The organism is Mycobacterium sp. MAC_080597_8934 (assembly GCF_000523975.1).
Taxonomy (GTDB): domain Bacteria; phylum Actinomycetota; class Actinomycetes; order Mycobacteriales; family Mycobacteriaceae; genus Mycobacterium; species Mycobacterium avium.
Map to the genome: position 1 here is coordinate 54371 of NZ_JAOS01000023.1, position 24723 is coordinate 79093.

Genomic DNA, 24723 nt, shown 5'->3' on the forward strand with positions numbered 1-24723 from the left:
CGTGATCGTGGGCACAGCCGGGCGACGCCCGGCCACGCCTGCCACCCCCGCGGCCGCGATGACGGTACGGTGCGTCGATGTGTGGTCGCCACCGTGTCGTACCGAGCCGCTGACCGGCTCGGCCGCTGTCGCCTTGATCGCCGTCACGCTGACCGGATGCGGTTCCGGGGACTCCACCGTCGCCAAGACGCCGCAGGCCCGCACGACGTCGGAGACCCCGTCGATCACCGCACCGGCCACGCCGTCGGCGGCCGCCGCGCAGCCCGGCGTCGGGCAGCCGGCCGACCCGTGCGCGGTCAACCTCGCCGCACCGACCATCGCGAAAGTGGTCTCCGAGCTGCCGCGCGACCCGCGCAGCCAGCAGCCGTGGAACCCCGAGCCGCTGGCCGGCAACTACAACCAGTGCGCGCAGCTGTCGGCGGTGATCGTCAAGGCCAACACCAACGCGATCAGCCCGAGCACCCGGGCGGTGCTGTTCCACCTCGGCCAATTCATCCCGCAGGGGGTGCCCGACACCTACGGGTTCAACGGCATCGACCCGGCCCAGACCACCGGTGACACGGTGGCGCTGACCTACCCGGGCGGGCTTTCCGGCCTGAGCACCGACGTGAAGTTCCACTGGAACGGCAACGCCGTCGAGCTGATCGGCAACACCCCCGCGCACTGACCCCGGGCACGCTCGCCCGGCACCGCGGCGGTGTCGGCGCCCCGGCGCTGAAGTGCAGTTCATGGAGATGCTTCAGCCCTCGAGCCATAAACCGGCCGGCGCGCACGGCAGCCCGACGTCCTTGAGGGTCAAGATACCGGCCGGCGCGGCGGCGACGTCGACGGCAGCGCTAACCGCGGGCATCGCCGTCATGGTGTCCCATTCGTGGTTGCCCCAGCTCTCGGGTGGCAGGAAGCGAATCCGGGTGTCGACGCCGGGCTCGCCTTTGATGACGACGTGATAGTGGTCGTCGTCGAACTGCCATCCCTCGTTCAGCAGTTTGGTCATGTACCAGGCGACGTTCGATTGCACCACCGTCTTGCCGTTGACTTTGCCGTTCCAGCCGGCCCGCATCGCGGCGATGGTGTCTTTCTCGATGACCCACCAGCCGAGATCGACCCGCTCCGACGCGGTGGCGTGCTCGATGAAGAATTCCATGTCGTCGAGCTCGAAGCCCAGGGCGACCGCCATCCGCTGGACCGAATCGCGAAACGTGCTCAGCCACATCTTGGCCGTCTCGATCACGGCGGGCGGCGCCTCGGACAGTGAAAAGCCTTGCGACTGCCAGGTTTCGGGCGACTCGTAGACCGACACGTCGGCAGACTCGGAAACCGACACCATCTCGACGTCACGGCAGACCGCGGTCATCGCCGTGACCATGGTGTTGATCCACCCCGGGTTGACCCCGGTGATGTAGAGCGAGCTGCCCCCACGTTCGCACGCCGCCGCCAGCCGCTGCTTTGTCTCGCCCTGGATGCCGCCGACATTGAGAAATAGGTTGGTGCTGATCACGTCGAGCCCACTTTCGAGCAGACGCACTACCTGGTCGATGTCGGCCATGAACGGGGTGTAGATAACGGTGTCCGCTTTCAACGCGAGCAGCGCGTCGATGTCGGTGGTGGCCAACACCCCGGTATCGGGACGGCCACACAGCGCACCCGCATCCGAGCCTGCCTTCTCCTCCGAAAATGCGTAGACACCAACGAGTTCCAACCGCGGATCGTCCAGCACGCCCCGCAGGCTCAGCTTGCCGACCTTGCCGGTGGTCCACTGGATGACGCGCAATTTCTTTGTCACACACTTACCTTTCGATTAGATCGCCCACGCTCGGCATACGAACCGGGTGTGGCATCTCGGCGTCTACTTCGCCGGAGGGACGGGTCGCGCCTTGGAGGCGATCAGGCCGGCGACGCGCTCGGCTATCGCAGCTCATCACGCATAGTCGCGTAGTGGTCAGAAGTCCTAACCGAGGCGGGCGAGTTCGCTGAGCAGTTCCCGAGTGCGTTGGGCCGATGCCGTTCGCTGTGCTCGCTCATCACCGACGCCGATGGGCTGTGCCCAGATGTCGGTGGCTCCGGCATCGAGCAGGTCCTGCAGTTGTTTTCGCACCGACTCCTCGTCGCCGATGATCGCGACATCGGCAGGGGAGGCGCCGCCGCCCGCCTCGATGACCCGCTGATAGTTGGTCACCCCCGCGTACATCGTGGACATCGCCGCGGTGGCCGCCCGGGCCTCGACGGTGTCGTCGTGCACGGCGACGGGTAGTCCGGCGACGATCCTTGGCGGGGGCCGACCCCATTCCGTGGTCGCGTGGCGGAGCGCGGGTGCGATGCGGGATTCGATGACCGATGCCGACGCCATCCAGAGCACGACTCCATCGGCGAAACGACCTGCAATGCGCAACATCCGGGGTGACAGCGCCGACAGCAGCAGCGGCACCTCATAGTCGAGTCTGACCACCCCGGCGGGACTGCGGGTCGTCCAGTCCTGACCGGAGTAGTCGACTTCCTCGCCCCGCAACAGGGCACTGATGATGCGCAGATATTCTTCGGTGTTCCTGCCGGGACGGTCGTAGGACAAGCCGAGCACGCCGCTGACGCGCGGCTCGTGCGAGGGGCCCAGCCCGAGCGTGAATCCCGGGCGGCCCATGGCATTTGCCGCGGCGGCTACCCGGTTAGCCTGCAGCAGCGGGTGACAGGGATACGTCTGAAGGACGGCGGTGCCCAGTTCGACGGATGTGGTGGCCCGTCCCGCCAGGGCCATCGCCACCAGCGGGTCGCCGGCCACCGTGCTGGCGTACCACAGGGACGTGAAGCCATCGGCTTCAGCCGCTTGGGCCTGCTCCACGATCTTGTCGGTCGATGACGCGCCGCCGGTCAGCCCGATCCGCATCGCCACTCTCCAATCTTTCTGCACGTCAACGGATATGCGCGCCAGTGATCGTGGTCGTCATTCATGGATACGTGCTTGCTCCTTGTACTCGGTGATGGGCCGGGCAAGGCCCTGGCTGTCACACACGGACTGCAACCGATCGAGCGTCTCATCCAAGCCCGGCCCTAGCCGCTTGCCGGGAGTGAAGTCAGCGGGAAGGTTGCGCATGCCCTGAATGATCCCGATGGTGTCGTAGTGCACGGTATTCACCCGATCGCACCGATAGTCGGGCATCCGTTCGAGCACTGCAGTGAGCATCGACTTGAACACGGTGCGCGCTACATTCGAGCCGATACAGCGGTGCACTCCGATGCCAAAGCTGAAGTGGCGGTTAGCTTTCCGAGCAAGCATCAGTTCATTGGGATTGTCGAACAAGTTGGGATCGCGGTTGGCCATCGCCCACGAGAGCCACAGCCGCTCGCCCTCGGCGAAGCGGATGCCGTCCAGTTCCATATCGGCGGAGATGGTGCGCGCATCACCGGGCGCTGGGGTGAAATACCGCAGGAATTCTTCGGTGGCCGGGTTCAGCAAGACATCGCGTTCGCGGTGCAGGCGTGCGCGCTGATCGGGATGCTCGGACAGCCACTCGAGAGCGTGTGCCGTCAGCGCCGTGGTGGTGTCAAAACCCCCACCGATCAGTAGCGTGAGCATGCCGATGATCTCCATGTCCGGCGCCGGCTCACCGTCGATGCGCAGCTGTGCCAGCGCGTTGATGATGCCGGGTCGCGGGTGCTCGCGGATCTCGGTGAGGTTGGCGAACAAGTCGACCACCACTGAGACCCACATGTCGTGCACCTTGGCAGCCTCGGGCGAATCCGGCGGCGTGTACACCATCGCGTGCACCGGCTCGTTGTACATGGTCCATTTCCTCAGCGGCACACCGAGCATCGCCAGGGTGAGCACCGCGGGCACCACGTTCGCTAGATCGTCGACGAAGTCGATGCGACCGCTCTCGATGCGTTCGTCGAGGCAGGCCCGCACGACGTCGTCGATGAACGGCTGCCACCGACTCACCGCAGCCGGCGAAAGGTAGGGGTTCAGCAACGAGCGGTAGATTCGGTGCTCCGGGTCGTCCATCTCGAGCATTCCGCCGCGGATCTGGTCCGACTCCGTCGTGAGTGGAATGGTGACACCCCTGTAGCCACGTCGTTCGTTGTTGACGTCGTGGTCGTTCGACACGTGCGGACACCGGGCGAGTTCGAAGACGGCGTCGCCGCCGGCGGCCACCCAGTGCCCGCCGTAGGTGTCGGTCCAGGCGATCGGGCACCGCTGGTGCATTTCCTGGGTGACGTCGAGGAAACGCTCGCGATATTCCGGCGCGTGGCGATCGAAGTGGAACTGCGGAGCCTTCCGGGAGCCAGAACCAGCGACCTCGACGCTCATTCGCCGGCCCCTTGACCGACGGTGCCGTTCATTAGCACGATGGCTTGCTCGGGGCACGAGCGCGCTGCCTCGAGCAGTTGCGCTTCGTCCTCTGCGGCTACCTCACCCATGACGACGGAGGCGTGGCCATCGACATCGTCGAGTTCGAAGGCTTTCGGTGCGATCATCGCGCACAGGGTGTGCCCCTGGCATCGGGCAGCGTCAACGCGTGCCTTCACTGAACACCTCCGTGATCGTTGCTTGCTTCAATCCGCATGTGCCGCTGGTTCAGATCACTGCGCCGCCGTTGACGCCGATGATCTGACCCGTGATGTAGCCCGCCTCCTCCGAGCACAGGAAAGCGCACGCAGCGGCGATGTCCTCGCCGGTGCCGAGCCTGCCGACCGGGGATGCCTTGGCAAGGTACTTGACGGGGGGAAGATTTCCCGCCTCCTGCGCGGCGCGAAGCATCGGGGTGTCAACGGAAAACGGCGGCACCGTGTTGGCGGTTATCCCGTGGGCCGCGTATTCGAGCGCGATCGTTCTCGTCAGCGCGATCACACCGCCCTTGGACGCGGAGTAGTGGCCTTGTCGGGGCGATCCCGTCTGCGCCGCCGTCGAGGAAATCGTGACCACACGTCCCCAACCGGCCTCGACCATGTCCGGCAGGGCAGCCTGCAGGCACAGAAACGTGCCGGTGAGGTTCACCGCGAGATGACGGTTCCAGTCCTCGATCGTGATCTCGGCGAACGGCTTGAAACCAGTGATCGCCGCGCTGGTAACCAAGACCTGGACGGAACCGAGCGCGCGCCGCACCGACTCGAACGCCGCTGCGACACTGGCGCTTTCGGCGACGTCGGTCGGTACCGCGATGGCGTGGGCGCCGTCGGCCGCCACCCGGGCCGCCACTTTCTCGGCGGCTTCTTCGTTTGCGTCCAACACAGCGACGCGATGGCGGTCGTGCGCCAGGCGTTCGACGATGGCCCGCCCGATTCCCGACCCACCGCCGGTTACTACCGCCACGCGACTCACAATGCTCGCCTTCCACCCGCCGTGCACCTGCTATACAATCGTCCAGTCTATACGGACGTACAGCGCGGTCACAAGGCCTCCCGTGAAGCGCCCGCCGCGACGAGTCAGCGTCGGCGAGTCGTGGCCTTCTTACTACGACGGCGAGGCTTGGCTCGAGGTTCGACGGCGTCCAGAAAGCGCTCGCACGCGGCGATCAACTCCGCGTGGGCGGTATCGACGCCCACGCTTTCCTCCAACCCAAGGAGCTTCGGAACGCCGTTGATCAACAGCACCACGGCATCGAACGAAAGATCAGCGAGGAGCCGGGCGTCGTTCCCGAATTTCCCCACCAGCGCCTCGACCTGGACTCTGCGCATGCTATCCGTCACGGCGGCGATCTCGGAACGAATCGATTTGCGGTGGTTGCCAAGTGCCATGAACTCCGTCATCAGCGCACTCGTCGACTCGTGCCAGCTGCTCTCCCACAGCGCATGAAGTGGGTCGTCGGCTCGCCGCTGAAGTTCCTCGGTCAACCATTGCAGGTTGCGCTCGGAGTAGCGACGAATGGCGGCGACGAAGATGTCATCCAGCGAGGGGAAGTAGTACTGGACGAGGCTTGGCGTCACGCCGGCCTTCGCGGCCAATGCTCGATACGTGACGCTCGCATATCCCTCCTCCAGCATCATCTGCGCAACGGCCTCGAGCAAGGCGTCGCGCGTCTGTGAAGTCTCTGCTCCTACGCGGCGGGGCGATGCTGCCATGTCCACCTCCCTGATGGTTTAAGCATTTTCACATGCCGACGACCGCTGTACGGGTGTATTGTACCGTTCTAGTAATCTGTACGTTCGTACAGCGGATGTAATCACGAAGGGAATGGACGTCCCAATGGCAGGAAAGGTCGAGGGCAAGGTGGCCTTCATCACCGGTGCGGCGCGCGGGCAGGGGCGCAGCCACGCCATAACGCTCGCGCGTGAGGGCGCCGACATCATCGCCATCGATGTGTGCAAGCAGCTCGACGGAGTCAAACTCCCGATGTCCACGCCCGACGACTTGGCGGAGACCGTGCGCCAGGTCGAGGCGCTCGGACGGCGAATCATCGCGTCGCAGGTCGATGTTCGAGACTTCGACGCCATGCAGGCCGCGGTCGACGGCGGTGTCACACAGCTGGGGCGCCTCGATATCGTGCTCGCCAATGCCGCCCTGGCCAGTGAGGGCACCCGCCTGAACCGGATGGACCCGAAGACGTGGCGCGACATGATCGACGTCAACCTCAACGGCGCGTGGATCACCGCGCGGGTCGCGGTACCCCACATCATGGCCGGCAAGCGCGGCGGCTCGATCGTGTTCACCAGCTCCATCGGCGGCCTCCGCGGCGCCGAGAACATCGGCAACTACATCGCGTCCAAACACGGCCTGCACGGGCTGATGCGCACCATGGCCCTGGAACTCGGTCCGAGAAACATCCGCGTCAACACCGTCTGCCCCAGCAGCGTCGCCACACCCATGCTGCTCAACGAGCCGACCTACCGGATGTTTCGGCCCGACTTGGAAAACCCCACCGTGGAGGACTTCAAGGTCGCGTCCCGGCAGATGCACGTGCTTCCGATTCCGTACGTCGAACCTGCCGACATCAGCAACGCCATCCTCTTTCTGGTCTCGACGACGCGCGCTACATCACCGGGGTCTCACTACCGGTCGACGGTGGCGCCCTCCTCAAATAAGTAGTCGTACAACACAACTCGAAAGGATCTAACTTCCATGTCACGCGTGACACCACTTCGTTTCCGGGACTGGCCGCCGGAGATGCGCGACGCGATGGCCGCCCTCATGCCACCCAATCCGCGCCATCCCGCACCGGTCACCAAGGACCGCCCCAAAGCGGAGAACGCACTGGGGACGTTGGCGCACCACCCATCCCTGGCGCGGGCATTTTGCACGCTGCAGGGACACCTGCTGATGGGAACCACGCTGAGCATGCGGCACCGCGAAATGCTCATCCTGCGCACCGCCGCCGTGCGTGGATCCGCCTACGAATGGACTCACCACAACTTCATCGCGCCCGACGGCGGCATCGGCGCCGAAGACATCGCGCGTATCGCCTTCGGTCCGACCGCCCCCTATTGGAGCGAATTCGAAGCCGCGCTTCTACGCTCCGTTGACGAACTCATCCACGACAGCCAAATGAGCGATGCCACATGGGCCACCCTGTCGAGCGAATTCGGCACCCAGCAACTTCTGGACACGATGTTCACGGTCACTAGCTACGACGCCCTGATGCGCATGCTGAAAACCTGCCAGGTCCACTTGGAGGACGACGTCCGAGAACTTCGCGCCCAGGCAGGACTTTCCGTCGACGGCGACGGCGCATGATCGTGCGTCCGGTGCGGCGTTGCCGCGGCAGACAAGAGGAGTTGATCGATGAGTGACCGGTTCGCGCTGACCGACAGAGTTGCCGTCATCACCGGCGCCGGCACGGGCATCGGCCGGGCCAGCGCCTTGGTGCTGGCCGAGCACGGCGCGGACATCGTGCTGGCCGGACGGCGGCCCGATCCCTTGCAGGCGACGGCCAAGGAGGTCGAGGCGCTCGGACGCCGGGCGATGATCGTGCCGACCGACGTCACCGAAACCCAGCAGTGCCAACACCTCGTCGATGCCACCCTGGCCGACTTCGGGAGACTCGACATCCTGGTCAACAACGCGGGCGGGGGTGAAACCAAAGGCATCACCAAATGGACCGAAGACGAGTGGCACGACGTCGTGGACCTCAACCTCGGCAGTGTGTGGTTCCTGTCGAGGTGCGCAGTGAAACCGATGCTGACACAAGGCAGCGGTGCGATCGTCAACATCTCCTCCGGCGCGAGCCTGATCGCCATGCCGCAGGCCGCCATCTATGCCGCCGCCAAGGCCGGCGTGAACAACCTCACCGGGTCAATGGCCGCGGCCTGGGGACGAAAGGGCATCCGGGTCAATTGCATTGCCTGCGGAGCCATCCGAACAGACGGACTGCTGGCAGACGCAGCGAAAGGCGGATTCGACGTCGACCAACTGGGCGCCATGAACGCCATGGGGCGAATAGCCGAACCCGATGAAATCGGCTACGGCGTCCTCTTCTTCGCCTCCGACGCAAGCAGCTACTGCTCGGGCCAAACCCTGTACATCCACGGCGGCCCCGGTCCCGCCGGCATCTGAATCAATCCTGACACCCCAAACCAAGGAGCATCTCAATGACAACCACCGACATCGACCTCGAAGCACTGCGCCGCGACCTGCAGTACGTCAAGGACAAGATCGAGATCCGCGACCTCATCCATACCCAGGCCCGTGGACACGACCGCCACGATGTCTCACTGATGACCAGTGTCTACACCGACGACGGCGTTGACGAACACGGACCTACGGTGAAAGCGGCTGCAGACTACGGTGATTGGGCCAACGCGGCGCACTCCGCTGCCTTCGACCAGCACTCGCACAACATCACGACACACAGCTGCGAGATCGACGGCGACGTCGCGCACAGCGAAAGCTACGTCATCGTGCAGGCGCGCAGGGGCAACGCGCTCATCATGATGGGCGGCCGATACATCGACCGCCTCGAACGCCGCGACGGCACGTGGAAGATCGCGCTGCGCAGGTGCACCGTGGAATGGACCCTGCAGGGCGACGGGTCGGCACTGAAGTCGGGTAACTTCACCGGCTTCATCAAGGGCAGCTGGGACACCAACGACGTCTCCTATGCGCGACCCCTCACACAGGACGACACCAACATTGAACGCTGGTAACGATTTCCACGTTTCTGAGAACGGGCTTCCCGATGACCGGTTTGTATTACGACCCGTGGAACCGCGAGATCGACGCTGATCCGTACCCGATTTACAAGAGGCTTCGGAACGAGGCGCCGTTGTACTACAACGAACGCCACGACTTTTGGGGTCTCAGTAGATACGATGACGTCGACGCCGCCCTGCGAGACCCGCTGCGGCTCAGTTCAGCCAAAGGCGACATCCTCGATGTGGTCAAGGCCGATCCGGTTATGCCGCCGGGGGTTTTCATCAACGAGGATCCTCCCCTGCACACCATCCACCGGGCTCTCGTCGCAAGGGCCTTCGCGCCCAAGAAGATGCGCACCCTCGAGGACAAGATCCGGGCGTTCTGTGTGGCCAGCCTGGACATGGTCGCCGACAGTGACCGGTTCGACTTCGTCGAAGACCTCGGCGCCGAGCTGCCGATGCGCACCATCGGCATGCTGCTCGGTATTCCCGACGCCGACCAGCCGTCGGTTCGCGAGCACGCCCGGGCCACGCTGCAGAACGACACCGGTGGGCCGATGCAGATCAGGAAGGACCACTACTTCGACGGCGACATGTTCAGCGATTACGTCGAGTGGCGCAAACAGAACCCGTCCGACGACCTGATCACCGAACTGCTCAGCGTCGACTTCGAAGACCAATCCGGAACCGTACGCAGGCTCACAACCCCCGAGCTGCTCATCTTTCTGGCCGTCATCGCGGGTGCAGGCGTGGAGACAACGGGAAGGCTATTCGGTTGGATGGGCAAGGTCTTGGCCGACCATCCCGACCAACGCAAGGAACTCGCTGAGGACCGGTCACTGATCCCCGCGGCGGTCGAAGAGCTGTTGCGCTACGAGCCACCCGGCCCCAGCGTGGCCCGCTACGTCACCGAAGATGTCGAGTTCCACGGCCAAACGGTGCCCTCGGGAAGCGCGATGCTCTTGATGCTGTCCTCGGCCAACCGCGACGAACGGCGATTCGATCACCCGGATCGTTTCGACATCCACCGAAAGCCCGGCGGCCACTTGACGTTCGGGCGTGGTGTCCACTTCTGTCTGGGCGCCCCTCTCGCGCGGCTCGAAGGACGCATCGGGCTGGAAGAGGTGTTGAACCGGTGGCCCGAGTGGGAGATTGACATGGACAACGCTCGACGATCGCGTACCTCGACGGTGCGGGGATGGGATTCGATGCCGGCGATCGTGACCTGACATCAGGTATTCAATGACGTACCTGCCCTCCCCTGACCTACAGTGGCTGAAGTGTTCGTCACCGGCGACAGCATCGTTTACAGCGCGTCGGATCTCGCCGCCGCCGCACGCTGCGAGTTCGCGCTGCTGCGCGATTTCGACGCCAAACTCGGCCGCGGGCCGGCCGTCACCATCGAGGACGACCTGCTGATCCGGACGGCCACCCTGGGCGCCGAGCACGAGCGGCGCGAACTGGCGCGGCTGCGCGAGCAGTTCGGCGATGCCGTCGCGGTCATCGGCCGCCCGGCCTACACGCCGGCCGCGCTGACGGCGGCCAGCGAGGCCACCCGCCGCGCGGTCGCCGACCGGGCTCCCGTCATCTACCAGGCCGCCATGTTCGACGGCCGCTTCCTGGGGTTCGCCGACTTCCTGGTGCGCGACGGCGAGCGCTACCAGGTGGTGGACACCAAGCTGGCCCGCTCGGAGAAGGTGACCGCGCTGCTGCAGCTGGCCGCCTACGCCGACGCGCTGGCCGCCGGCGGTGTCCCCGTCGCGCCGGAGGCCGAGCTGCGGCTGGGTGACGGAACCGCGGTGCGGCACCGGGTGTGCGACCTGGTCCCGGTGTACCGCTCAGCCCGGGCCCGGCTGCAGCGGCTGCTCGACGAACACCGCGCCGGCGGCGCCGCGGTGCGCTGGGACGACGAGAACGTGACCGCATGCTTCCGCTGCGCGGTGTGCGTCGAGCAGCTGCGCGCCACCGACGATGTGCTGCTGGTCGCCGGCATGCGAGTCAGCCAGCGGGACAAGCTTTTTAACGCCGGCATCAGCACCGTTGCTGAACTGGCCGCGCACCGCGGGCCGGTGCCGGAGCTGGCCGCCGGGGTGGTCGCGAAACTGTCTGCCCAGGCCAAACTGCAAGTCCGCGAACGTGAAACCGGGGTGCCGCAGGTCGAGATCGTCGATCCGCAGCCGTTGGCGCTGCTGCCCGAGCCCGACCCAGGTGATCTGTTCTTCGACTTCGAAGGCGACCCGCTGTGGACCGCCGACGGCCGCGAATGGGGTCTGGAATACCTGTTCGGGGTCCTGGAAGCCGGGCCGTCGGGCAGGTTCCGGCCGCTGTGGGCGCACAACCGTTCGGAGGAACGCAAGGCGCTCACCGACTTTCTGGCGCTGGTGGCCAACCGGCGCAGACGCCGCCCCAACATGCACATCTACCATTACGCGCCGTACGAGAAGACCGCGTTGCTGCGGCTGGCCGGCCGCTACGGGGTGGGCGAGGACCAGGTCGACGAACTGCTGCGCAGCGGGACACTGGTCGACCTGTATCCCTTGGTGCGCAGGAGCATTCGGGTGGGCGCGGACTCGTTCAGCCTCAAGGCGCTCGAGCCGCTGTACATGGGCGGCCGGCTGCGCGCCGGGGAGGTGACCACGGCCGCCGGGTCGATCACCTCCTACGCGCGCTACTGCGAACTGCAGGCCGACGGCCGCGCCGACGAGGCGGTCGCGGTGCTCAAGGAGATCGAGGACTACAACCACTACGACTGCCGGTCCACGCAGGAGCTGCGTAACTGGCTGATGCTGCGCGCCTATGAATCCGGCGTGCTGCCCGTCGGTGCGCAACCGGTGGGCGACGGCAACACCGTCGACGACCGCGACGAGTTGGCGGCGACGTTGTGGGCGTTCACCGGGGCCGCCGGCATCGACGAGCGCACCCCGCAGCAGACCGCGGTGGCGCTGCTGGCGGCGGCCCGCGGCTACCACCGGCGCGAGGACAAACCCTTCTGGTGGGCGCATTTCGACCGGCTGAACTTCCCCATCGACGAATGGGCGGACAACACCGACGTTTTCGTCGCCGAACAGGCGTCGGTGTGTGTCGACTGGCAGACCCCCGCCCGCGCGCGCAAGCCGCAGCGCCGGGTGCGGCTGCGCGGCGAGCTGGCCCGCGGCGAGCTGCGCACCGAGGTCTTCGCACTGTACGACCCGCCGGCGCCGCCCGGCATGACCGACAACCCGGACCGGCGGGGGGCCGGGCGGGCCACGGTGGTCGAGGCCGACGACCCGGCACTGCCCACCGAGGTGGTGGTCCTCGAACGAGTCACCAGCGACGGCAAGCCCTTTCACCAGTTGCCCTTCGCGCTGACCCCGGGCCCGCCCATCCCCACCACCGCGCTGCGGGACTCGATCGAGGCGACCGTCGCGGCGGTGGCCGCCGGCCTGCCGCGGCTGCCCGACAGCGCCGTCGTCGACGTGCTGCTGCGTCGCGCGCCCCGCACCCGCAGCGGCGCCGCGCTGCCCCGCAGCGCCGACACCGTCGCCGACATCGCCTCCGCGCTAACGGATTTGGACTCGTCGTACCTGGCGGTGCACGGGCCGCCCGGCACCGGCAAGACGCACACTGCGGCCCGGGTGATCGTGCGCCTGGTCGCCGAGCACCGCTGGCGCGTCGGTGTGGTCGCGCAATCACACGCCACGGTGGAAAACCTGCTGGACTGCGTGATCGATGCCGGACTGGATCCGCGGCGGATCGCCAAGAAGCGCTACGACCGCCAGGCCCCGCGCTGGCAGGAGATCGACGGCAACGCCTACGCTGCCTTCCTGGCCGACACGCCGGGCTGCGTGATCGGCGGCACCGCATGGGATTTCGCCAACGCCAACCGGATCCCACCCGGCAGCCTGGACCTGCTGGTGATCGACGAGGCCGGCCAATTCTGTTTGGCCAACACCATCGCGGTGGCCCCGGCCGCCGCGAACCTGCTGCTGCTCGGGGACCCGCAGCAGCTGCCGCAAGTCAGCCAGGGCACCCACCCGGAGCCGGTCGACACGTCGGCGCTGGACTGGCTGGTCGACGGGCAGCGCACGCTGCCCGACGAACGCGGCTACTTCCTGGACCGCTCCTACCGCATGCACCCGGCCGTCTGCGCCGCGGTATCCGCGTTGTCCTACGAGGGCAGGCTGCATTCCGACGCCTGCACGGCCGCCCGACGCCTCGACGGGTGCCCGCCCGGCGTGCGGCTGCTTTCGGTTGACCACCAAGGCAATTCGACCGAGAGCCCCGAGGAGGCCGACGCGATCGCGGCCGCCGTCACGGGACTGCTCGGGGCGTCGTGGACCGACGAGCACGGCACCCGCGCGTTGACCGCCTCCGACGTGCTGGTGCTGGCGCCCTACAACGCCCAGGTGGCGCTGCTGCGCCGCCGGTTGGGCTCGGCCGGGCTGGACGGGGTGCGGGTGGGCACCGTCGACAAGTTCCAGGGCGGGCAGGCGCCGGTGGTCTTCATCTCGATGACGGCCTCGTCGGTGGACGTGGTGCCGCGCGGAATCTCCTTCCTGCTCAACAGGAATCGGCTCAACGTGGCGGTGAGCCGGGCCCAGTACGCGGCGGTGATCGTGCGGTCGCCGACGCTGACGGAGTACCTGCCCGGTACGCCGGCGGGGCTGATCGAGCTGGGCGCGTTCCTGGCGCTCACCCAGCCCGATCTGCGCTGACCGGCTAGTTGCCCGACGAGTGCCGGCCGTAACCGGTGGGGTCGTCGTCCGGGTCGGGACGGTGGTGCTGGCCGCGCAGCGACTCGCCTTCGCCCAAGTGGTGACCCGCCGGGCCGGGGTGATGGCGGCGCGGCGGCCGGGTGAACCGGTCGGCGGGCGGGCCGGGTTTGGGCGCGCGCCGCACCGCCACCTGGCGCAGCCGCTTGCCGCCGTCCACGTGAGACCCGTTGTGCGCGAAGCCGATCGGCTGAGCCTGAGCGGGCCGTTCGTCGAGCACGCTGCGCCGGGACTCGACGGGGTCACGGCGGCGCACGTCGGCGGGCGGTGCCGGGGCGGGCTGCGGCCGTCGCGGCTGCCCGGCGCGTTGCTGCGCCTCGGGTTCGGGTTCACGCACCAGGATGAGTTCGACGTACGCGTCATCGTCGTCGTAGTCGTCGTGATAGTCGCCGCCGTAGTCGTCCGGCCCGAACGCGTCGGTCCCGCCGTCGCGGTGCGCCCACGGGCGAAAACCCACCAGGAACAGCGCGGCGACGATCCCGAACAAGGCGATGAACGCCGGCAACAGCACCGACTGCGACATGGCCGCCGCGAACGGCCCGCGCAGGAACTCGGGCAGCACCGGCCCGGCCGAGTCCTCACCCCCGCCGGCGGGCTGTCCCGGCATCTCGGCGCCGATCCGCCACGTCATGAACGCGGCCATGCCGGCGCTGCCCAGCACGGCGCCCAGCTGACGCACCGAGTTGTACACCGCGGACCCGGCGCCGGCCAGCTGCGCCGACAGGTTGCGCGTCGCGGTCGCCGTCAGCGGCGACCACACGAAGGCCATCCCCACACCCATCGCGAAGAACGGCAGCACCAGCCGCCAGATCGGCGTCGCCGGCGACATCTCGAAGGTGAGCCAGGTCAGCGCGATCGCCAGCAGCGAAAACCCGAAACCGAGCACCGGGCGCGGGTGGTAGCGGTCGACGATCTTGCCGACGAACGGCGCGAACACCCCGTTGGCGATCGCCATCGGCGCGATCAGCAGGGCCGAGCGGGTCGGCGACAGGCCGCACACCGCCTGGGCGTAAAACGTCAGCGGCAGCATCATGGCCGTCGCGGCGAACGAGATGATCGCCACGCCGATGTTGCACAGGCTGAAGTCGCGGTCGGCGAAGATCACCAGCGGGATCAGCGGCTCCCGGACATTGACCGACTGCCAGAACACGAACACCGTCACGAACCCGACACCCGCGACGATCAGCGCCCAGATCCAGGGTTGCCAGTGCGCGGCCTGGCCCTGCTGCAGCCCGAACACGATCAGGAACATGCCCACCCCGGACAACCCGACCCCGACCAGGTCGAAGCGGTGCGACTGGGTGGGCAGCACCGGAACCAGCCAGTACGCCAGGGCCAGCCCGAGCACCCCGATCGGGACGTTGACGAAGAAGATCCACTGCCATCCGAGCCCGTCGACCAGCACCCCACCGGCCAGCGGCCCCACCAGGCTGGCCGCCCCGGCGGTGGCGCTCCACACGCTGACCGCCACGCCGCGCCGCTCCGGCGGGAAGATCCGGGTGATCGTCGACAACGTCTGCGGAGTCAGCACGCCGGCTCCGACACCCTGGACGACGCGGGCCGCGATCAGCATGGCGGCGCTGCCGGCCAGCCCGCACCACACCGACGCGACGGTGAACACCGCCAGGCCGATCAGGTACAGGTTCTTGGTGCCGAACCGGTCGCCGAGACGCCCGGCCACCAACAGCACGACCGCGTACCCCAGCAGATAGGCGCTGGTCACCCAGACCACGGTGTCGTAGCCGATGTGCAGGTCGGCCATGATGGTCGGGTTGGCGATGGCGACGATGGTCGAGTCGACCATGATCATGAAGAAGCCGATCATCATCGCCCACAGCGGGTTCCACGGGTTCTGCGAGTGCGCCGAGCTTCGGGTGATGAGGTCCCAGCGGTGGGCGCCCGGAGCGGGCCCCGACGGCGCGCGCCGCCCACCCCCCGGCGTGCGGGGCGTAGCCGTGGTCATCCACCCCACCTCGTTTCGCTCCCGACGAACCTGTCCGGCGCCGTTTCCGCCGGATCGGCCCGCGCTGGCCGACCGGCCGCAACCAGGGCACCCGGCGGCCCGGCCGCCGCAGACATCCAGCCTGCATTATCCCCGGCGCGGCAATGGGCCGGCAGGCAAGGATCCGCCGGGGACGGATAACGCGCCGGGAGGCGGCGCCGGCACGTTAGCCTGAAGGAACGCCATTTGCAGGAGAGAAAATATGCGGGCCCGACGGAACAGGTTTCCGAACCGGTTTTTCAGCACGTCCAGCGCGGCGGCGCGGACCGACAGCGGTCGGCCCAAGGTGTCCGCGCGGGCGTTGGCGCAGGTGATCGAGCGCAGTTCGCGGATCCAGGGCCCGGCAGCCGAGGCGTACGTGACCCGGCTGCGCAACGCGCACCCCGACGCCGGCCCCGCCGAGATCCTGGCCAAGCTGCAGAAACGCTATCTGGCCATCGTGACCGCCGGCGGCGTCGCGGTGGGCGCCGCGGCCACCATCCCCGGGATCGGCACCCTGAGCGCGCTGTCCGCGGCGGCCGCCGAGACGGTGACCTTCCTGGAGGCCACCGCCTTCTTCGTGCTGGCGGCGGCGGTGGTCTACGACATCCCGGCCGATCACCGGGAACGCCGCCGCGCGCTGGTGCTGGCCGTGCTCGTCGGCGACAACAGCGAGCGGGCCGTCGCCCAGCTGATCGGCCCCGGGCGGACCCAGGGCGGCTGGGTCTCCGAGAGCCTGGCCGCGCTGCCGCTGTCGTCGATGTCGCGACTGAACTCCCGGCTGCTCAAGTCGTGGGTGCGCAGGTACACGCTGCGCCGGGGCGCGCTGCTGTTCGGCAAACTGCTGCCCGTCGGGATCGGCGTCGTCGTCGGCGCCGTCGGCAACTATCTGGCCGGCAAGAAGATCATCCGCAACGCCAACCGGGCCTTCGGCGCGCCGCCCGCGCGCTGGCCGCGGGCGCTGCATCTGGTGCCGCCCATCCACGAAGCCGGCTGAACCCCGGCTCCGTGGGCGGATCGGCGGCAAAAGGTTAGCCTTTATAGGGCGGAATCAATGAGGACCGCCACCAGTGTGGGGTGCTCGGGCACCCGGGACCGACAAGAGGGCAGGCGCCGCGGAACAGCGCTGCGGTGACCCTGCGGGACAACGGGATTGAGGCGAACTGCGGTCGTGAGCAACATAAGTTCACCATTCGGGCAGAACGAATGGCTGGTCGAGGAGATGTACCGCAAGTTCCGCGACGACCCCTCGTCGGTCGATCCGAGCTGGCACGAATTCCTCGTCGACTACAACCCCGAGCCCACCGGCGACTCGGTGCTGGCCGGGGCGGCCAGCAACGACGGCCCGTCCGCCCCGGCGCAGGCTGCACCGCAAACCGCCCAGCCCGCCCGCCCGCCCAAACGGCCAGCCGGCTCAGACCGCCCAGCCCGCCCGGCCCGCGCCCCAGCCCGCCGCGGCCCCGGGCAACGGGGCGAGCACCCGCCCGGCCAAGCCCGCCACTCCCCCGCCGGCCGAGGGTGACGAGCTGCAGACGTTGCGCGGCGCCGCCGCGGCCGTCGTCAAGAACATGTCCGCGTCGCTGGAGGTGCCGACGGCCACCAGCGTGCGCGCCATCCCGGCCAAACTGCTGATCGACAACCGGATCGTCATCAACAACCAGCTCAAGCGCACCCGCGGCGGCAAGATCTCGTTCACTCACCTGTTGGGCTACGCGCTGGTGCAGGCGATCAAGAAGTTCCCGAACATGAATCGGCACTACGCCGAGATCGACGGCAAACCCACCGCGATCACCCCGGCGCACACCAACCTGGGCCTGGCCATCGATCTGCAGGGCAAGGACGGCAAGCGGTCGTTGGTGGTGGCCGGCATCAAGAACTGCGAGACCATGCGGTTCGCCCAGTTCGTCACCGCCTACGAGGACATCGTGCGGCGGGCCCGCGACGGCAAGCTGACCGCCGAAGACTTTGCCGGCGTGACGATTTCGCTCACCAACCCCGGCACCATCGGCACCGTGCACTCGGTGCCGCGGCTGATGAACGGCCAGGGCGCCATCATCGGCGTGGGCGCGATGGAGTACCCCGCCGAATTCCAGGGGGCCAGCGAGGAACGCATCGCCGAACTGGGCATCGGCAAGCTGATCACACTGACCTCGACCTACGACCACCGCATCATCCAGGGCGCGGAATCCGGTGACTTCCTGCGCACCATCCACGAGATGCTGCTGTCGGACGCGTTCTGGGACGACATCTTCCGCGAGCTGAGCATCCCGTACCTGCCGATCCGGTGGAGCACCGACAACCCGGACTCGATCGTCGACAAGAACGCCCGGGTGATGGAGTTGATCGCGGCCTACCGCAACCGCGGGCACCTGATGGCCGACATCGACCCGCTGCGGTTGGACGGCAGCCGGTTCCGCAGCCACCCCGATCTGGAGATCCTCAACCACGGCCTGACGCTGTGGGACCTGGACCGGGTGTTCAAGGTCAACGGCTTCGCCGGGGCGGAGTACAAGAAGCTGCGCGACATCCTGGGCCTGCTGCGGGATGCGTACTGCCGCCACATCGGCGTGGAGTACACCCACATCCTCGACCCCGAGCAGCAGGAATGGCTGCAGCAGCGGGTCGAGACCAAACACGTCAAACCGACGGTGGCCGAGCAGAAGTTCATCCTGAGCAAGCTGAACGCGGCCGAGGCCTTCGAGACCTTCTTGCAGACCAAATACGTTGGGCAGAAACGCTTTTCGCTGGAAGGCGCGGAAAGTGTGATCCCGATGATGGACGCGGCGATCGATCAGTGCGCCGAGCACGGGCTCGACGAAGTGGTGATCGGCATGCCGCACCGCGGCCGGCTCAACGTGCTGGCCAACATCGTCGGAAAGCCGTACTCGCAGATCTTCTCCGAGTTCGAGGGCAACCTCAACCCGGCGCAGGCGCACGGCTCCGGCGACGTCAAGTACCACCTGGGCGCCACCGGCGTGTACCTACAGATGTTCGGCGACAACGACATTCAGGTGTCGTTGACCGCCAACCCGTCGCACCTGGAGGCCGTCGACCCGGTGCTGGAGGGTCTGGTCCGGGCCAAGCAGGACCTGCTGGATCACGGCGCCGACGACCAGGGAGACGAGAAGGCCTTCTCGGTGGTGCCGATGATGCTGCACGGCGATGCCGCGTTCGCCGGCCAGGGCGTGGTGGCCGAGACACTGAACCTGACCCACCTGCCCGGCTACCGGGTCGGCGGCACCATCCACATCATCGTCAACAACCAGATCGGCTTCACCACAGCGCCGGAGCACTCGCGCTCCAGCGAGTACTGCACCGACGTCGCCAAGATGATCGGGGCCCCCATCTTCCACGTCAACGGCGACGACCCGGAGGCCTGCGCGTGGGTGGCCAAGCTGGCCGTCGACTTCCGGCAGAAATTCAAGAAGGACGTCGTCATCGACATGCTGTGCTACCGCAAGCGCGGGCACAACGAGGGCGACGACCCGTCGATGACCAACCCGGCCATGTACGACGTCGTCGACATCAAGCGCGGGGTGCGCAAGAGCTACACCGAGGCGCTGATCGGCCGCGGCGACATCTCGATGAAAGAGGCCGAGGACGCGCTGCGCGACTACCAGGGCCAGCTGGAGCGGGTGTTCAACGAGGTCCGCGAGCTGGAGAAGCACGGCGTGGGGCCCAGCGAGTCGGTGGAAGCCGACCAGATGCTGCCCGCGGGCCTGGCCACCGCGGTGGACAAGGCGCTGCTGGCCCGCATCGGCGACGCGTTCCTGGCGCTGCCGGAGGGTTTCACCGCCCACCCGCGGGTGCAGCCGGTACTGGAGAAGCGCCGGGAGATGGCCTACGAAGGCAAGATCGACTGGGCCTTCGCCGAACTGCTGGCGCTGGGCTCGCTGGTGGCCGAGGGCAAGCTGGTGCGGCTGTCCGGGCAGGACACCCGGCGCGGCACCTTCTCGCAACGGCACTCGGTGATCATCGACCGCAACACCGGCGAGGAGTTCACCCCGCTGCAGTTGCTGGCGACCAACCCCGACGGCACCCCGACCGGCGGCAAATTCCTGGTGTATGACTCCCCGCTGTCTGAGTACGCGGCCGTCGGCTTCGAGTACGGCTACACCGTGGGCAACCCGGATGCCCTGGTGTTGTGGGAGGCGCAGTTCGGCGACTTCGTCAACGGCGCGCAGTCGATCATCGACGAGTTCATCAGCTCGGGTGAGGCCAAGTGGGGTCAGCTGTCCAACGTCGTGCTGTTGCTGCCGCACGGGCACGAGGGCCAGGGCCCCGACCACACCTCGGCGCGCATCGAGCGCTTCCTGCAGCTGTGGGCGGAGGGGTCGATGACGATCGCGATGCCGTCCACCCCGTCCAACTACTTCCACCTGTTGCGCCGGCACGCCCTGGACGGGATCAAGCGGCCGCTGATCGTGTTCACCCCGAAGTCGATGCTGCGCAACAAGGCCGCGGTCAGCGACATCAAGGACTTCACCGAGATCAAGTTCCGCTCGGTGCTCGAGGAGCCGACCTACGAGGACGGCATCGGCGATCGCGGCAAGGTCAGCCGGGTGCTGTTGACCAGCGGCAAGCTCTATTACGAGCTGGTCGCGCGCAAGAACAAGGACAACCGCGACGACGTGGCGATCGTGCGGATCGAACAGCTGGCCCCGCTGCCCAAGCGCCGGCTGGGCGAGACGCTGGACCGCTACCCGAACGTGCGCGAGTACTTCTGGGTGCAGGAGGAGCCGGCCAACCAGGGGGCCTGGCCGCGATTCGGCCTGGAGCTGCCCGAGCTGCTGCCCGACAAGCTGACCGGGCTCAAGCGGATTTCCCGCCGGGCGATGTCGGCGCCGTCGTCGGGCTCGTCGAAGGTGCACGCCGTCGAGCAGCAGGAGATCATCGACACCGCCTTCGCCTGAGGCGTCGACGGGTCCTCAGTGTCACGCCAGCGTGGCGCTCGGGGCCCGGCGCCACGCTGGCGTGACGCTCGGCGAGGCGGGCGGAGGCGACGTTCGCACCCGAGGACAGCGGTACCCCGGGTACCGGCTAGCCTCGACGTGAACCAACACGAGGGAGGCCGCTCATGCAGGGGTTCGCCGGCAAGGTCGCCGTGGTCACCGGCGCGGGATCGGGAATCGGGCAGGCGCTGGCCGTCGAGCTGGCCCGCTCGGGCGCCAAGGTGGCGATCAGCGACGTCGACCTCGAAGGCCTGGCCCACACCGAGGAACAGCTGAAGGCGATCGGCGCGCAGTACAAGGCCGATCGGCTCGACGTGACCGAGCGCGAGGCGTTCCTGGCCTACGCCGACGCGGTCAAGGAGCACTTCGGCAAGGTCAACCAGATCTACAACAACGCCGGCATCGCCTTCACCGGCGACGTCGAGGTCAGCCAGTTCAAGGACATCGAACGGGTGATGGACGTCGACTTCTGGGGCGTGGTCAACGGCACCAAGGCGTTCCTGCCGCACCTGATCGCCTCCGGCGACGGACACGTCGTCAACGTCTCCAGCGTGTTCGGCCTGTTCTCGGTGCCGGGCCAGGCGGCCTACAACTCGGCCAAGTTCGCCGTGCGCGGCTTCACCGAGGCGCTGCGCCAGGAGATGGCCGCGGCCGGTCACCCGGTGGCGGTGACGACCGTGCACCCCGGCGGCATCAAGACCGCGATCGCCCGCAACGCCACCGCGGCCGAGGGCCTGGACCAGGCCGAGCTGGCCAAGCTGTTCGACAAGCGGCTGGCCAAGACCACACCGCAGCGCGCCGCCCAGATCATCCTGGACGCGGTGCGCAAGAAGAAGGCGCGAGTGCTGGTCGGCTCGGACGCCAAGGCGCTCGACATCCTGGTGCGGCTGACCGGTTCGGGCTACCAGCGGCTGTTCGGGCCGGTCATGAGCCGGCTGCTGCCCAACTGATCACGAGACCCCCTATAGCCAGCATCGCTGGCAGCGATTACCGTCAAGCGGTCAAACCTGCTCGAGGGAGTGTGGCATGCAAGGGTTCGCCGGCAAGGTCGCCGTGGTCACCGGCGCCGGATCGGGCATCGGGCAGGCGCTGGCGGTGGAGCTGGGCCGGGCCGGGGCCAAGCTGGCGATCAGCGACGTGGACACCGCGGGGCTGGCGCAGACGGCGGAGCAGCTGACCGCGATCGGCGCGCCGGTCAAGGCGGATCGGCTCGACGTGACCGAGCGCGAGGCGTTCCTGGCCTACGCCGACGCGGTCAACGAGCATTACGGCCGGGTCAACCAGATCTACAACAACGCCGGCATCACGTTCATCGGCTCCATCGAGGACAGCCGGTTCAAGGACATCGAGCGGGTGGTCGACGTCGACTTCTGGGGCGTGGTCAACGGCACCAAGGCGTTCCTGCCCCACCTGATCGCCTCCGGCGACGGACACGTGATCAACATCTCCAGCGCGCTCGGCCTGTTCTCGGCGCCCGGGCAGGCGGCCTACGTGTCGGCCAAGTTCGCCGTCCGCGGCTTCACCGAGGCGCTGCATCAAGAGATGCTGCGCGCCGGTCACCCGGTCCGGGTCACCACGGTGCACCCCGGCGGCATCAAAACCGCGTTCGCCCGCAACGCCACCGGTGTCGAGGGCCTCGACCACGCCGAGCTGGCCAGCCTGTTCGAGGAACAGCAGGCCAAGACGACGCCGCAGCGCGCCGCCCAGCTCATCCTGGACGGGGTGCGCCGCAACAAGGCCCGGGTGCTGGTCGGCCCCGACGTCAAGGCCATGGACCTGCTGGTGCGGGCGGCCGGCCCCAACTACGAGCGGCTGCTGGCCGGTCCGGTGATGGGCCGGGTCAAGGAGTTCGTGACCCGGTTGCTGCCCAAGCGTTAACGCCCGAGCGGGTGTTCGGCCAGCCAGCCGCCGGCCACCGCCTGCGGATCGGCGCCGGTGTCCACCTGCCGGCGCATGTCGACCAGCGCCGCGGTGTCCAGCACGCCGGCCACTTCGTTGATCGCCAGCAACTGCCGCTCGCTGAGCGCGTTGCGCCGATACAGCGGCACCACGTTCTCGGCCCGGATCAGCGCGGGCTTGCCGTCGGCCAGCGCGACCAGGTCGGCGGGCGTCCCGGGATCGGCCGTCGTCGTCCACCCCGCGGTCAGCTGCCCCGCCCGCACGGCGGCGAACATCGTTGCGGCGTCCGGGAATTCGTGGGGGGCGGCCAACCGGCAGCTGCCGACCGCCGGCGGCGCGGGGCGCCCGGCCACGGCCCCGACGACCAGGCTGTCGCAGTGCCGCGGCAACGTGCTCAGGTCCGCGCTGACGTCGCTGCCGCCCCACGCCTGGGCGGTGGAGCGGCTCACCAGCAACACGGGCTTGTCCTCGGCGGCCGTCGTGTAGTCGCCGGCCACGATGCCCTCGGGCAGGGCGGCGATCATCGCGCGGTACACGTCCTTGTCCGACATGGCCGTCGCGCCGGGCTGCAACGCCTGCAACACCCGTCCGGTGAAGGCGGGGACGACGGTGAACGCGCCCGAATCCAGTTGGGCTGTCGGGTCACCGGCCGTCGCGGGCCGCGCGGCGAAACCGTAGGACCGCAGCGCGGCGACGTAGATGCCGGCCAGCAGCGTCGAGGAGGCGTCGGGCCGCGAGCCCACCACCACCTCGGCGTGGGCGCGACGGTCGCCGGTGTCGGTCGTGCAGCCGGTGACGGCGAGTAGGGCGGTCAGCAGCGGCGCGACCAGCCTGCCGATTCTCACCCGGCGGGAGCGTCGGAAACTTCTGTGGCCAGCGCCACCGCGGTGGCGACCGCGTCCCCGACCCGGGTGTCCAGCGGGCTGGGCACGATCCGATCGGGCGCGAGGTCGTCGCTGACGACGGAGAAGATCGCCTCGGCCGCGGCGACCATCATCTTCTCGGTGATCCGGCGGGCACCGGCCTCCAGCGCGCCGCGGAACACCCCGGGGAACGCCAGCACGTTGTTGATCTGGTTGGGGAAATCGCTGCGCCCGGTGGCCACCACGGTGGCGTACTTCGCCGCGATCTGCGGATGGATCTCCGGGTCGGGGTTGGACAGCGCGAACACGATCCCGTTGGGCGCCATAGCCGCGATCATCTCCTCGGGCACCACACCCCCCGACAGCCCCAGGAACACGTCGGCGCCGCGGATCGCCTCGGCCAGGCTGCCGGTCAGGCCGGCCGGGTTGGTGCGCCGCGCCAACGCCGCCTTGACGTCGTTCATGTCGTCGCGGCCGGCGTGCAGGATTCCCCGCGAGTCGAGCACGGTGATGTCCGAAACACCCATCGCCATAAGGAGATTGGTGCACGCGACGCCGGCCGCCCCGGCTCCGGACACCACCACCTTCAGCGAGCTCATGTCCCGGCCCAGCAGCTTGCCGGCCCCCATCAGGGCGGCCAGCACGACGATCGCGGTGCCGTGCTGGTCGTCGTGCATCACCGGGCAGTCCAGCGCCTCGATGAGTCGGCGTTCGATCTCGAAGCAGCGCGGCGCGGAGATGTCCTCGAGGTTGACGGCGCCGAAGGTGGGGCGCAGCCGCACCAGGGTCTCCACGATCTCGTCGGGATCCTTGGTGTCCAGCACGATCGGGATGGCGTTCAGCCCGCCGTACGCCTGGAACAGGGCGCACTTGCCCTCCATCACCGGCAGCGACGCCGCGGGCCCGATGTCGCCCAGGCCGAGCACCGCGCTGCCGTCGCTGACCACGGCCACCAGCCGGTTGGCCCAGGTGTAGTGCGCCGCTTGACGGTGGTCGGCGGCGATCGCCCGGCTGACCTGCGCCACGCCCGGGGTGTAGGCGATCGACAGCGCGCGCTGGGTGTCCAGCGGGGAGGTCAGGCTGACCGACAGCTTGCCGCCGACGTGTGCCGCGAAGATCTCGGCGTCCGTGATCGCGCCCTGCTCGGCGCGACTCTGTATCGATTCAAGCAATTCGGACACGCGCTTCAGGGTAAGGGCTACCCATAAGTAGTCCTAATT

General features: G+C 68.0%; 18 protein-coding genes and 2 pseudogenes. 11 read left to right on the plus strand and 9 right to left on the minus strand.

Annotated elements, in window-relative coordinates; translation table 11 throughout:
• The first annotated feature begins 58 nt into the window (after positions 1-58).
• Entirely contained in the window at positions 59-667 is a 609-nt protein-coding gene (locus tag NF20_RS12920) for an LppP/LprE family lipoprotein (protein WP_003875559.1), read from the plus strand.
• 72 nt (positions 668-739) lie between these two features.
• On the opposite strand, the gene NF20_RS12925 is transcribed toward NF20_RS12920, so the two are convergent.
• From NF20_RS12925 to NF20_RS12950, 6 genes are all read right to left on the minus strand, one after another.
• Positions 740-1783 (minus strand): hypothetical protein, encoded by a 1044-nt coding sequence (locus NF20_RS12925; protein ID WP_023897562.1) that lies wholly within the window; start codon positions 1781-1783, stop codon positions 740-742.
• A gap of 165 nt (positions 1784-1948) precedes the next feature.
• Positions 1949-2878 carry a TIGR03564 family F420-dependent LLM class oxidoreductase gene (locus tag NF20_RS12930; RefSeq protein ID WP_023897561.1) on the minus strand — a complete coding sequence of 310 codons (930 nt, stop codon included), beginning with the start codon at positions 2876-2878 and terminating at the stop codon, positions 1949-1951.
• Positions 2879-2935: 57 nt separating this feature from the next.
• On the minus strand, positions 2936-4300 hold the full coding sequence (locus NF20_RS12935; RefSeq protein WP_023897560.1) for a cytochrome P450: 1365 nt from the start codon (positions 4298-4300) through the stop codon (positions 2936-2938).
• Positions 4297-4518, minus strand: coding sequence for a ferredoxin (locus NF20_RS12940; protein ID WP_023897559.1), 222 nt, complete (start codon positions 4516-4518; stop codon positions 4297-4299). Before NF20_RS12940 ends, NF20_RS12935 begins: the two co-directional genes overlap by 4 nt.
• Positions 4519-4567: 49 nt before the next feature.
• A complete protein-coding gene (locus NF20_RS12945; protein ID WP_023897558.1) occupies positions 4568-5311 on the minus strand; it encodes an SDR family NAD(P)-dependent oxidoreductase in 744 nt (247 codons plus the stop codon).
• Positions 5312-5415: 104 nt separating this feature from the next.
• A complete protein-coding gene (locus NF20_RS12950) occupies positions 5416-6057 on the minus strand; it encodes a TetR/AcrR family transcriptional regulator (protein ID WP_023897557.1) in 642 nt (213 codons plus the stop codon).
• Between the two features lie 118 nt (positions 6058-6175).
• Between NF20_RS12950 and NF20_RS12955 the strand changes: the two are divergent.
• The 6 genes and pseudogenes from NF20_RS12955 to NF20_RS12980 all read left to right on the plus strand — a co-directional run bounded on the left by NF20_RS12955 (position 6176) and on the right by NF20_RS12980 (position 13751).
• Positions 6176-7011, plus strand: a pseudogene (locus NF20_RS12955) (mycofactocin-coupled SDR family oxidoreductase).
• Between the two features lie 37 nt (positions 7012-7048).
• Positions 7049-7660, plus strand: a complete 612-nt coding sequence (locus tag NF20_RS12960; protein ID WP_023897556.1) for a carboxymuconolactone decarboxylase family protein — start codon at positions 7049-7051, stop codon at positions 7658-7660.
• 48 nt (positions 7661-7708) lie between these two features.
• The gene (locus NF20_RS12965) at positions 7709-8479 is read left to right on the plus strand and encodes an SDR family NAD(P)-dependent oxidoreductase (protein WP_023897555.1); all 771 of its coding nucleotides are present in this window, start codon (positions 7709-7711) and stop codon (positions 8477-8479) included.
• Between the two features lie 35 nt (positions 8480-8514).
• The gene (locus NF20_RS12970) at positions 8515-9069 is read left to right on the plus strand and encodes a nuclear transport factor 2 family protein (protein WP_003875549.1); all 555 of its coding nucleotides are present in this window, start codon (positions 8515-8517) and stop codon (positions 9067-9069) included.
• Between the two features lie 32 nt (positions 9070-9101).
• Entirely contained in the window at positions 9102-10286 is a 1185-nt protein-coding gene (locus NF20_RS12975; RefSeq protein WP_023897553.1) for a cytochrome P450, read from the plus strand.
• Positions 10287-10337: 51 nt separating this feature from the next.
• Positions 10338-13751, plus strand: a complete 3414-nt coding sequence (locus NF20_RS12980; RefSeq protein ID WP_033711635.1) for a TM0106 family RecB-like putative nuclease — start codon at positions 10338-10340, stop codon at positions 13749-13751.
• Between the two features lie 4 nt (positions 13752-13755).
• On the opposite strand, the gene NF20_RS12985 is transcribed toward NF20_RS12980, so the two are convergent.
• The gene (locus tag NF20_RS12985) at positions 13756-15771 is read right to left on the minus strand and encodes an MFS transporter (RefSeq protein ID WP_033711622.1); all 2016 of its coding nucleotides are present in this window, start codon (positions 15769-15771) and stop codon (positions 13756-13758) included.
• A gap of 241 nt (positions 15772-16012) precedes the next feature.
• On the opposite strand from NF20_RS12985, the gene NF20_RS12990 reads away from it, so the two are divergent.
• From NF20_RS12990 to NF20_RS13010, 4 genes and pseudogenes are all read left to right on the plus strand, one after another.
• Positions 16013-16786, plus strand: a complete 774-nt coding sequence (locus NF20_RS12990) for a hypothetical protein (protein WP_023897551.1) — start codon at positions 16013-16015, stop codon at positions 16784-16786.
• 174 nt (positions 16787-16960) lie between these two features.
• Positions 16961-20702 (plus strand): annotated as a pseudogene (locus NF20_RS13000) (multifunctional oxoglutarate decarboxylase/oxoglutarate dehydrogenase thiamine pyrophosphate-binding subunit/dihydrolipoyllysine-residue succinyltransferase subunit).
• A gap of 164 nt (positions 20703-20866) precedes the next feature.
• Positions 20867-21691 (plus strand): SDR family NAD(P)-dependent oxidoreductase, encoded by an 825-nt coding sequence (locus NF20_RS13005; RefSeq protein ID WP_003875543.1) that lies wholly within the window; start codon positions 20867-20869, stop codon positions 21689-21691.
• Between the two features lie 76 nt (positions 21692-21767).
• On the plus strand, positions 21768-22619 hold the full coding sequence (locus NF20_RS13010; protein WP_019733826.1) for an SDR family NAD(P)-dependent oxidoreductase: 852 nt from the start codon (positions 21768-21770) through the stop codon (positions 22617-22619).
• Here NF20_RS13010 and NF20_RS13015 read toward each other — a convergent pair.
• Positions 22616-23485 (minus strand): glycine betaine ABC transporter substrate-binding protein, encoded by an 870-nt coding sequence (locus NF20_RS13015; RefSeq protein ID WP_033711619.1) that lies wholly within the window; start codon positions 23483-23485, stop codon positions 22616-22618. The two genes, NF20_RS13010 and NF20_RS13015, sit on opposite strands and share 4 nt — an antisense overlap.
• Entirely contained in the window at positions 23482-24684 is a 1203-nt protein-coding gene (locus NF20_RS13020; RefSeq protein ID WP_033711618.1) for an NAD(P)-dependent malic enzyme, read from the minus strand. Before NF20_RS13020 ends, NF20_RS13015 begins: the two co-directional genes overlap by 4 nt.
• Positions 24685-24723: the final 39 nt, after the last annotated feature.

Excerpts from the sequence above, each read along its gene's own strand:
- NF20_RS12920 (WP_003875559.1), top strand. The coding sequence starts at position 59 with ATGACGGTACGGTGCGTCGATGTGTGGTCGCCACCGTGTCGTACCGAG.
- NF20_RS12930 (WP_023897561.1), bottom strand. The coding sequence starts at position 2,878 with ATGCGGATCGGGCTGACCGGCGGCGCGTCATCGACCGACAAGATCGTG.
- NF20_RS12935 (WP_023897560.1), bottom strand. The coding sequence starts at position 4,300 with ATGAGCGTCGAGGTCGCTGGTTCTGGCTCCCGGAAGGCTCCGCAGTTC.
- NF20_RS12960 (WP_023897556.1), top strand. The coding sequence starts at position 7,049 with ATGTCACGCGTGACACCACTTCGTTTCCGGGACTGGCCGCCGGAGATG.
- NF20_RS12965 (WP_023897555.1), top strand. The coding sequence starts at position 7,709 with ATGAGTGACCGGTTCGCGCTGACCGACAGAGTTGCCGTCATCACCGGC.
- NF20_RS12970 (WP_003875549.1), top strand. The coding sequence starts at position 8,515 with ATGACAACCACCGACATCGACCTCGAAGCACTGCGCCGCGACCTGCAG.
- NF20_RS12975 (WP_023897553.1), top strand. The coding sequence starts at position 9,102 with ATGACCGGTTTGTATTACGACCCGTGGAACCGCGAGATCGACGCTGAT.
- NF20_RS12985 (WP_033711622.1), bottom strand. The coding sequence starts at position 15,771 with ATGACCACGGCTACGCCCCGCACGCCGGGGGGTGGGCGGCGCGCGCCG.
- NF20_RS12990 (WP_023897551.1), top strand. The coding sequence starts at position 16,013 with ATGCGGGCCCGACGGAACAGGTTTCCGAACCGGTTTTTCAGCACGTCC.
- NF20_RS13005 (WP_003875543.1), top strand. The coding sequence starts at position 20,867 with ATGCAGGGGTTCGCCGGCAAGGTCGCCGTGGTCACCGGCGCGGGATCG.
- NF20_RS13010 (WP_019733826.1), top strand. The coding sequence starts at position 21,768 with ATGCAAGGGTTCGCCGGCAAGGTCGCCGTGGTCACCGGCGCCGGATCG.